The 9,186-nt window shown below is 44.6% G+C and carries 12 protein-coding genes; 3 read left to right on the plus strand and 9 right to left on the minus strand.

The window, feature by feature from the left end:
- Complete coding sequence (gene serB, locus B5G04_RS18735; RefSeq protein ID WP_022040024.1) at window positions 1-1,236, minus strand: phosphoserine phosphatase SerB; 1,236 nt, start codon at window positions 1,234-1,236, stop codon at window positions 1-3.
- A gap of 173 nt (window positions 1,237-1,409) precedes the next feature.
- Between serB and B5G04_RS19510 the strand changes: the two genes are divergently transcribed.
- The gene (locus B5G04_RS19510; RefSeq protein ID WP_143270495.1) at window positions 1,410-1,697 is read left to right on the plus strand and encodes a hypothetical protein; all 288 of its coding nucleotides are present in this window, start codon (window positions 1,410-1,412) and stop codon (window positions 1,695-1,697) included.
- Here the strand turns inward: B5G04_RS19510 and B5G04_RS18740 are convergent.
- A complete protein-coding gene (locus B5G04_RS18740) occupies window positions 1,639-2,997 on the minus strand; it encodes an energy transducer TonB (RefSeq protein ID WP_158100144.1) in 1,359 nt (452 codons plus the stop codon). The genes B5G04_RS19510 and B5G04_RS18740 overlap by 59 nt on opposite strands.
- A gap of 288 nt (window positions 2,998-3,285) precedes the next feature.
- Here B5G04_RS18740 and B5G04_RS18745 point away from each other — a divergent pair, with 288 nt between their 5' ends.
- Both B5G04_RS18745 and B5G04_RS18755 read left to right on the plus strand, forming a co-directional pair.
- A complete protein-coding gene (locus B5G04_RS18745; RefSeq protein ID WP_087247721.1) occupies window positions 3,286-3,783 on the plus strand; it encodes a thioredoxin family protein in 498 nt (165 codons plus the stop codon).
- 670 nt (window positions 3,784-4,453) lie between these two features.
- Window positions 4,454-5,005: a site-specific integrase gene (locus B5G04_RS18755; RefSeq protein ID WP_239414155.1), complete on the plus strand. Its 552-nt coding sequence runs from the start codon at window positions 4,454-4,456 to the stop codon at window positions 5,003-5,005.
- Window positions 5,006-5,269: 264 nt separating this feature from the next.
- Here the strand turns inward: B5G04_RS18755 and B5G04_RS20170 are convergent, their stop codons facing one another.
- The 7 genes from B5G04_RS20170 to B5G04_RS18780 all read right to left on the minus strand — a co-directional run bounded on the left by B5G04_RS20170 (window position 5,270) and on the right by B5G04_RS18780 (window position 8,990).
- Window positions 5,270-5,416 (minus strand): transposase, encoded by a 147-nt coding sequence (locus tag B5G04_RS20170; RefSeq protein WP_140400238.1) that lies wholly within the window; start codon window positions 5,414-5,416, stop codon window positions 5,270-5,272.
- Window positions 5,410-5,772: a hypothetical protein gene (locus B5G04_RS20290; protein WP_204247038.1), complete on the minus strand. Its 363-nt coding sequence runs from the start codon at window positions 5,770-5,772 to the stop codon at window positions 5,410-5,412. Before B5G04_RS20290 ends, B5G04_RS20170 begins: the two co-directional genes overlap by 7 nt.
- 107 nt (window positions 5,773-5,879) lie before the next feature.
- Complete coding sequence (locus B5G04_RS18770) at window positions 5,880-6,785, minus strand: Rpn family recombination-promoting nuclease/putative transposase (protein WP_087398327.1); 906 nt, start codon at window positions 6,783-6,785, stop codon at window positions 5,880-5,882.
- A gap of 308 nt (window positions 6,786-7,093) precedes the next feature.
- Window positions 7,094-7,240 carry a transposase gene (locus tag B5G04_RS20175; protein WP_140400238.1) on the minus strand — a complete coding sequence of 49 codons (147 nt, stop codon included), beginning with the start codon at window positions 7,238-7,240 and terminating at the stop codon, window positions 7,094-7,096.
- Entirely contained in the window at window positions 7,234-7,596 is a 363-nt protein-coding gene (locus B5G04_RS20295; protein ID WP_204247039.1) for a hypothetical protein, read from the minus strand. Before B5G04_RS20295 ends, B5G04_RS20175 begins: the two co-directional genes overlap by 7 nt.
- A gap of 179 nt (window positions 7,597-7,775) precedes the next feature.
- Window positions 7,776-8,000, minus strand: coding sequence for a hypothetical protein (locus B5G04_RS19525; RefSeq protein ID WP_087250596.1), 225 nt, complete (start codon window positions 7,998-8,000; stop codon window positions 7,776-7,778).
- A 9-nt stretch (window positions 8,001-8,009) separates the two neighbouring features.
- The gene (locus B5G04_RS18780) at window positions 8,010-8,990 is read right to left on the minus strand and encodes a PD-(D/E)XK nuclease family transposase (protein ID WP_087398328.1); all 981 of its coding nucleotides are present in this window, start codon (window positions 8,988-8,990) and stop codon (window positions 8,010-8,012) included.
- Window positions 8,991-9,186: the final 196 nt, after the last annotated feature.

Raw genomic sequence — 9,186 nt, forward strand, 5'->3', positions numbered from 1 at the left:
TCAACTGTTGGCACGTTCGTCTAGGTATGAGTCTTTAAATCCTAGGAAATACAGCACACCATCCAGTCCGATGGTATTGATGGACTGACGTGCATTCGCTTTTACTTTGGGTTTGGCGTGGAAGGCAATACCCAGACCTGCTATCGACAGCATCGGCAGGTCGTTGGCTCCGTCACCCACGGCGATAGTCTGTGCGATGTCGACGTTTTCTACCTGTGCTATCAGCTGCAACAACTCCGCTTTTCGCTTTCCGTCTACTATGTCGCCTACATAGCGTCCGGTCAGTTTTCCGTCTACGATTTCCAGGTTATTGGCATATACGTAGTCGATGCCGAATTTCTCTTTCAGGTAGTTGCCGAAATAAGTGAACCCTCCGGAAAGAATCGCAATTTTATAACCGTATTTCTTCAATACGTACATCAGCCGTTCTACCCCTTCGGTGATGGGCAGGTGTTCGGCAATATCCCTCATTACACTTTCATCCAATCCCTTGAGAAGTGCCACGCGTTCTGTAAAGCTTTCGCGGAAATCAATTTCGCCACGCATCGCCCGTTCGGTAATGGCGCGTACCTGTTCGCCTACGCCTGCACGTTCCGCCAGTTCGTCTATCACTTCGGTTTTGATGAGTGTAGAGTCCATATCGAAGCATATCAGGCGGCGCATCCGGCGGTACATCGTATCCTTTTGGAAGGAGAAGTCCATCTCCAGCTGGTTGCTCAGCTTCATCAGTTGGCTTTGCAGTTCTTCGGTGTCATGGGGAGTCCCTCGTACGGAAAACTCAATACAGGCACGTACCCGCGCTTTTTGCTCATCTAAGGGAATACGGCCCGTCAACCGTCGGATGGCATCGATGTTCAACCCCTGTGCGGCAAGGATTTCCGTGGCTCCAGCTATCTGCTGGGCGGTCAGCTTACGCCCCAACAAAGTCAGGATGTAGCGGTTCTTGCCTTGCATGTTGACCCATTCCTCGTATTCCTCCGTCGAAATGGGATAAAAACGGATGTTAATGCCCAGTTCGGAGGCTTTGAACAGCAAGTCCTTCATCACGTTGCCCGAATCTGTTTCGCGGCATTTGAAAAGAATGCCCAGCGATAGCGTACTATGGATATCTGCCTGTCCGATATCCATGATATCCACTTCGTAACGCGAAAGTATTTCGGTAATGGAAGCCGTCAGTCCCGGACGGTCCAGTCCGCTGATGCGTATTAAGATGAGTTCTGTGTTCGTACTGTCCATGCTTATTTATTCAAACTGTTATTCTTTGCAAATATACATGATTATTTTGATACGGAGCCGGATTTCGGATTGGAAAACTAGGCAAGTGCATCAATTTGTGGGTAATTTGTGGGCATTTGCCGTTTTAAGATGCACTTATGTCCGTTGGCTTGTGCACATAGGTGCGCCGGCTGATGGACATAAGTGCATTAGCTGACGAGTATAAGAAGCTGTTTTGGATTTATCGTGTGATGATTTGGGATGAGTTTTTGAGGCATTTTCGCTTCTGTGATGAGGAAGATAGCGGGCTATCTGACGAAGAACAGGAGCGAAAAGGACCAAAAAATCGCCCAAAGCACACACGAAAACGGATACATCAAGCCAAGAAAAACTTTTTGGAGAAATTCAAAACAGCTTCTAAGTTCATTTCTTTACCTGACGGGATGGAAGCTGAACCGGAAGTGTACAGATACAATCTTTAAACGTATAAGGAGAGGCATGCCAGTCTACGGCAGGAGTCCAGCGCGGCATTTTCCGGATGAAGCGCAACACCTGTTCGTCAAAGTCGGGGAAAGGTCCGGGATGAAGCACCTTTACCTCTTCCGGATAACCATAATCCGTAATCTTGAAACGGTAAACACCTCGTACCCCTGAAGCATTGCCCTGTCCATAAACTTCAATCAGGTTCTGCTTGAAGTATTGTTGCAGCTTATACATGCCTCCCGGAAAACTGGCAGACGAATCATAATCGACAAACATCGAGTCGGCACGGGCTTTCCATTCCTGTTTTTCTTTCAGACGGCGCTGGTAACGATAAGGGCGGAACTGCACATAAATGCCATACGTGCAGGAGACAGGCTTTCCTTGTTTGTCAAGTGCCGGAAGAGCATGCGGCATTTGCTTGAGCAGACGTGTCACCTCCTCCGCAAAAGACTCATGGCTGCTTTGTATCGTCAGGATGTTTGTGGCAATTCCCAAGGTGTCCAAGTCAAGCTGGCAGAATGCATAGCCTCCCTTGCCTTGCTTCAGCATTTCTTCCGGATAAATCATGTTATCGTAACAATAGGCTTCTATCGTGGGATATCCGGCAAAACGAGCCGTATCGCCCAACGTTTCGCGGGGAGTCAGCAAGCCTCTTTCCCAGATACCGTGCCAGGCAGGAAAACGGTCTTCTGGGAGCGGGTCATCCTGTATTTCTTCCCATAACCGGTTGGCTGTATGCTTTGTCTGTTCCCAGTCTGTTTCGTGATGCATGATACGTTGGAATACAGAATCACTCCAATCGACCAGCTTCCGGCAAAAGGAACAGTCTGTTAAAGGTGCCCATATTTGTGTCAGATGAAACGCGTCCGCAGAATCGGGTATCGCAAAATAACATGTGTAGCCATCCAGTCCCATTGTGTTGAAATCTGTATCTTCCGCCAGCCGGATAGCCTTCTTGAAAAGACGTTGCACGGCTTGGCATACAGAGAGGGAGACCGTAACCTTGTGCTTACGAAAGGTGGAATCGGGAGCAGAAAAGCCATTTCCCTTTATCGCATAAAGTGTGGCTTGCTTCCGATGCCCATTTTCCTGCAATCCCCACATCCGGAAATAATCTCCCCATGCAGCGTAATGCAGGTAGCAAACCTGTGTATGGGGTGAAAGCGTACGTGTAAGAAATTGTCTTATCTCTTGTCTCTTGGCCGTATCGTTTACCAGTTCCAAATAACGGTAAGTGTCTTGTGCCGGCAGCCACACGGCATTCAAGAGTAAGCCTAACAGGAAAAGAAAACGTTTCATAATCCGTATCCTTATTTTTATGAATGATTGTAAAACCCGATTGGATGCCATAAATATGCGAAAAAGAAACGATAATACCAAGCATAAGAGAGATGGATTTTATGCTGAAAAACATAATTTTTCTTATTTTTAGATACAATGAAAGCCTAAAATGCCTATCTTTGCAGCGATTTCAAAACGAAAATGGGAAGTAGTGGCACAAATGTTACGCTTTCTATCCAACGATGTTCCGGGAAGAAATCACTGTAGAACGACAGTCCCGGATAGTATTAACTAAAATCAAATTACATGACTAAAAATGTAAAATGGTTTTTTGTTGTATTAGTATTCAGTTCTTTGATTTCTCTTGCGTTCAGCAATGAGAATGTTCATGCAGAGAAGTTGCGGGAAGGTGACAAGATTCCTGCGTTGGTTCTTTGCGACACCGTGCAGCCGCTCGACCTGCACTCCGCCCGTGAAGGGTATACGTTGTTGAGCTTCTGGGCAAGTTACGATGCGGTGTCCAGGCAAAACAATGCCGCATTGGCGCATTTGGCCGGCGAGACGGGCCAAGTGGAAATGCTCTCTGTTTCCTTCGACCGCTATGCATCGGTATTCCATGCAACGGTAGAGCAGGATGGACTAGAGGATGTCCGCTGCTTTGTGGAAACGAACGGTTCCGATTCGGAGGCATTTCGCGCGTTTGACCTCAAGCAGGGTTTCACCAATTATCTGGTGGACAGCAAAGGGGTGATTGTGGCGAAAAACGTGACTCCCGCCGAATTGGCTTCTTACCTGAAAAAGTAAAGAAGATTCTTTTTGACTTGAATACAACAAAAAGCAAACAGTAAAAAGTCATCTCAAAGTCTTTTTGAGATGACTTTTTTTAATGAATATCCGCATTTAGCCCAATTACTCCCTTCCAAATGAAACTATACTTCAACAGCGGTAAAAGCAAGGATACTTGAAGAAGTTTACCATAAAATGCTTCTTATTCCCGATTTTGGGGAATTGAGGATATTCATATTCAAAGGTTACCTAAGAGGATGGATTGCCTATTATCGCTTTGTACAAAACGTCTTTGTATTGAAACCAATGAATGGTTAGGACGAACGCGCATGTGTATCTGGAAGTCATGGAAAAATGTTAAAACCAGAGTGTCTAACCTAAAGAAATGTGGTGTTTCTTGCTGGTAGGATTTGTATGACAATCAGTATAAATGTCAATTAAACTAATCTTTGGATAGATTGTGCTGTAAGATGATTATGCTGTCAGTTTGATGCTCAAAAAAGATGCCATATAGCTTTTATAGAAGGGATGATAAGGCAATTCATGTTTATTAAATAGTTTATATCCAAAAAATTACATTTTCTGTTTGCAAGCGGTTATTTCATCGCTGTTACATCTGATGACAGGTTTGTGAGTCAAATTTTTTAAGCCTCCGTTCAGGCATGTTTATTGCGGCATGGATAAGACTGTGAAAAGATGTATCGTGATTGAAGAGATACGAAAGATAAAAGAACTGGATCTGTCACGGAATCCCAATCTGGATTTTGCCAGAGATATGTTTATCTTCAGTTTCTGCACGCGCGGAATGTCCTTCATCGACATGGCGTACTTGAAAAAAACAGACCTGAGTAACGGTTGCTTGTCTTTCCGGCGGAAAAAGACAGGGCAGTTGTTGACAATGGAATGGACAGGGCAGATGCAGGACATTTTCGATAAATATAGGTATGTCGGCACCAGCTATCTTTTGCCAATTATCTCTCGTGAAGACGGGAGTGAACGCAGGCAGTATCAAAGCCAGATGAGGAAAATCAACCGGCACCTGAAAGACATAGCGCGTTTGATAGGGTTGTCTTTGACATTATCTCTGTACTATACCCGCCATAGCTGGGCTACCATAGCGCGTGGCAAAGATGTTCCGTTGTCGGTCATCAGCGAAGGACTCGGACACGATTCGGAAACGACTACACAGATATACCTTGACTCAATAAAGTGTAAGCATTCGATAAACTACAAGTTTTAAACCTTTATATACAACAATAGCGACTGTCACTATGAACCTAATAGTTTCAGTCGCTATTATTTTGTTGAACCTATATGTTGCATATGGGCACAAATTTGTATATGATGAAGTTTCTAAAGCTTTCACTTTTACAGCACAGTGCCTTATGGGTTTGTACATTTCTCAAGTAAGCACTCAATTTAGGGCATTCCCCTTTGAAAGGGCACTTTTGAACAGGCTGTATGAATGATTGGCAAATGAAAACATACGGACTATTCTTCGATTTCACGACATGACAATAAAGACATCCCCGTCACAGGGTTCACGGTGAAGCCGTTCACGGATGATAGACAACACACGGCTGTGCTTGCAACGCATGTCGGTAAAGTCACGCACATAATAAAAATGATTCAGGCCGGTAACACTCAGCATAGACCCTCCAGCTTCTCTATCATCCGGACTAAATCCTGATAGCTTAAATTCTTTTGGGACAAGTGCAATCCATTACTGATACGGATGTCTATCCATATGCGGACGGGATTGTCATTACCGCTTCTTGATACAGGTTTAGGCCGGTCACCAATTTTAGTCTTTTCTTCATGGGTAATCTCAGGAGCACCGTCAACCTGAATCTCAACTACTTTTTTGCGGGTATCCTTAAACCATTTCTGGAAAATGTTATAAGGGACTTTGTTCTTGACACAAAACGATTGGAGAGATTCTCCATGAGGCAAAGCCTCGGTCTGGTACTGAAAGTAAAACCTTTCAAGATCTTCACTGCTATACATAATCTTTTAATTTTAGTTCGCAGCAAAGTTATTCCTTTCAATTAATAGCCTTTTTTTGACTGCTTACGCGAGGCTGCACAAGAGCAATAGGTAGCACTATTTCATCATCATAAGTGCTCTATTTCTTCTAAGCTCAGTCCGGTAGCTTGGGCTATGGCATCCGTTGAAATGCCCAATTGCTTGAGGTTCTTAGCAACCTCCAACTTTTCCTCCATACGTCCTTCTGCACGTCCTTCTGCACGTCCTTCCGCACGTCCTTCCGCACGTCCTTCCGCATGACCTTCCAATTTTGCTGTATTCAGCACGTCATTTTGAATCATGATGGCATTGACATGTTCGTCATATTCATGCCGTTCTTCTGGCGACATATCATAATAACGAAGCTTTTCCCGCGCTTCAGGTAAGCCGGGCGCTGTTGTATCCGGATCAATAATACCTGTTTTAAGATATTTCACCCACTCTTCCAAAGGCGTTTTTGCCACTTGGTTAAACTCGTTCACCCGTATCAGGTAATATTCAGGGAAAACCTCTTGGGGAAGCTTCTGGATTATAGCACCTTCCTCTTTTGCTGTAATTAGCAGTTCATCATTCGTATGTACGCCGATAAAACGGTTCTGCCCGTGATACAGATAATCATTACCCTTTCCCAAATCGAAATAAAGGATACTGATTGAATAGACCTTCTTCACTTCCTGATACGTATCTCCCAACGAGATATGCTCAGTGATAGCTTTGGCTGTACCATATAGAATGCGCTCCAAATAATAAAGTTCACGTGTATTCTGAACTTCCACGATGATAATTTCACCCTTACTGTTTTTTGCTTTGATGTCCACCCGGTTAAACTTGTCATCATCCCGTTGCTGGTTGCCTTCACTTTCCAATATTTCTACAATCTTTGTCTTGTCATTGAAAAGCACAGTCAGCAATCCTTCCAGCACGCTGAAATTAGCCTTGTCTCTCAACAGCCTTTTGATGGCCCAATCAAACCGTATATAAGAATTCTTTTGCATAAGGACAATTTTTAGTTAAAGATGCAGGCAAGCCCTCGTTTCTTCGATTCCAGCTTAAGAACTAAAAAACATAAGATTTACAAATCTCACAGACTTATCTGTTTACAAAGATAGGAATACTTGGGGAGATTCACAAATTTGTATATGATGAAGTTTCTAAAGTTTTCACTTTTACAGCACAGTGACTTATGGGTTTGTACCATTTCTCAAGTAAGCACTCAATTTAGGGCATTCCCCTTTGAAAGGGCACTTTTGAACAGGCTGTATGAATGATTGGCAAATGAAAACATACGGACTATTCTTCGATTTCACGACATGACAATAAAGACATCCCCGTCACAGGGTTCACGGTGAAGCCGTTCACGGATGATAGACAACACACGGCTGTGCTTGCAACGCATGTCGGTAAAGTCACGCACATAATAAAAATGATTCAGGCCGGTAACACTCAGCATAGACCCTCCAGCTTCTCTATCATCCGGACTAAATCCTGATAGCTTAAATTCTTTGGGGACAAGTGTAACCCATTACTGATACGGATGTCAATCCATATGCGGACGGGATTTTCATCACTGCTTCTTGATACAGGTTTAGGCTGCTCACCGGTCTTAGTCTTTTCCTCATGGGCAATCTCAGGAGCACCGTCAACCTGAACTTCAACTACTTTTTTGCGGGTATCCTTAAACCATTTCTGGAAAATGTTATAAGGGACTTTGTTCTTGACACAAAACGATTGGAGAGATTCTCCACGGGGTAACGCCTCCGTCTGGTACTGAAAGTAAAACCTTTCAAGATCTTCACTGCTATACATAATTCTATAAATTTGGTTGGCAGCGAAGTTACCCATTTCAATCAATAGCCATTTTTTGACTGCTTACTGACAAGGTACCAGTTGACGAGGTTCTGAATAGTTTTACTGAATGTATTTAAAACCTAGTTACCTAGTACCTAATCCTAAAACCTCGTTCACTAGTACCTGATACCTAGTCCCTAAAAATAATCAACCTGCCTGAGCATCTCCTTGTCCTCGCTCATGTACCGTCCAGGCTGTGGCGGCTCCACATGCGACAGCAAGATGCGCTTCTGCTTTCCGTTGTTCAGCATAGCCGCCAACCTGAGCCTGCATCCGTATGTGTCCCGCATGGGTATCGGGCTTTCCGAAACGGTGCGCCATGCTTTTCTTCCGTATGCCTCGCAGGATTTGTTGGCTTTCAACACGCTAAATCATAATGATGCGATTTCTTCCGGACTAAGCCCGGTAGCTTTCGCTATGATATCTGTAGAAACGCCTAAACGTTTCAAGTTTTGTGCATCCTCCAGTTTACTTTTAGCCATTCCTTCTTTTATTCCTTCTTTTATACCTTCTTCTCTTCCTTCCTGCATTCCTTTTTCTCTTCCTTCCCGCATCGCGTTCTCCACTCGGTCCTGCATGTCCTCCTCGTAAATACGGCTCACGTAGAAACGGTCTACTGCCTTATCATAAGCCACACGGTTCGCTTCCGACAAGTTCGCTACGGCAGCCAGCCGTTCCAGATGCTTGAACACCTGTTCTTTCAGCGCATCCGGCATTCTGTTCCATTCGTTCATATTCTTCAGTGCATAGATTAGTTTGTCATACAATGTCTCGCATTCCTCCAACTGCTTGGTGAAGTAAGGGAACTGCAAGTATATCTGCCGGAAATGCGGGTTCACCGTCCGTCCGTTCTCACGGTCTGCCACCACCGTGTCCGTACGGAACTTCGGCTCTAACTTCCCTTCCTTGAAGTTCATCAGGAATATCCCGTATACGGTTGAGAGTTTATAGCGGTCACCGTAGCGGGGCGGTGTCTCATTCACCGTGTCTGTTACGTTGTCATTCCTGCCGATCGGCAATTCCACTTCATCCGTTATGGGACGTTCTATCAACCGGCTGATGGCACGGCACACGTAATACAGCGTGCGATCCAGAAAATTACTGTGCCACCGGTTCTGCATCTCCACGATGATGTATTCCCCGCCCGAAGTCAGGCAATACAGGTCGAAGATAATCCCCCTGTCGTTTACGTTGTCCGAATTGTCTTCCTTGTCGATGAACGTCAGGTCTTCAATGTGATGCTCCCCCGCAAGCAGCTCGTTCAGCAAGGTAATGAGCAGTTCCTTGCTGGCAGGTTGCCCGAAGATGATCTTGAAGCCGATATCCGTAAACGGGTTTACGAAATGCGTCATGTATCTTTCTCTTCTTTTCATGCCTCAAAGATAGGAATACTTGGGGAGATTCACAAATTTGTATATGATGAAGTTTCTAAAGCTTTCACTTTTACAGCACAGTGCCTTATGGATTTGTTCCATTTCTCAAGTAAGCACTCAATTTAGGGCATTCCCCTTTGAAAGGGCACTTTTGAACAGGCTGTATGAATGATTG

Source organism: Bacteroides sp. An51A, from assembly GCF_002161565.1.
Lineage (GTDB): Bacteria > Bacteroidota > Bacteroidia > Bacteroidales > Bacteroidaceae > Phocaeicola > Phocaeicola intestinalis.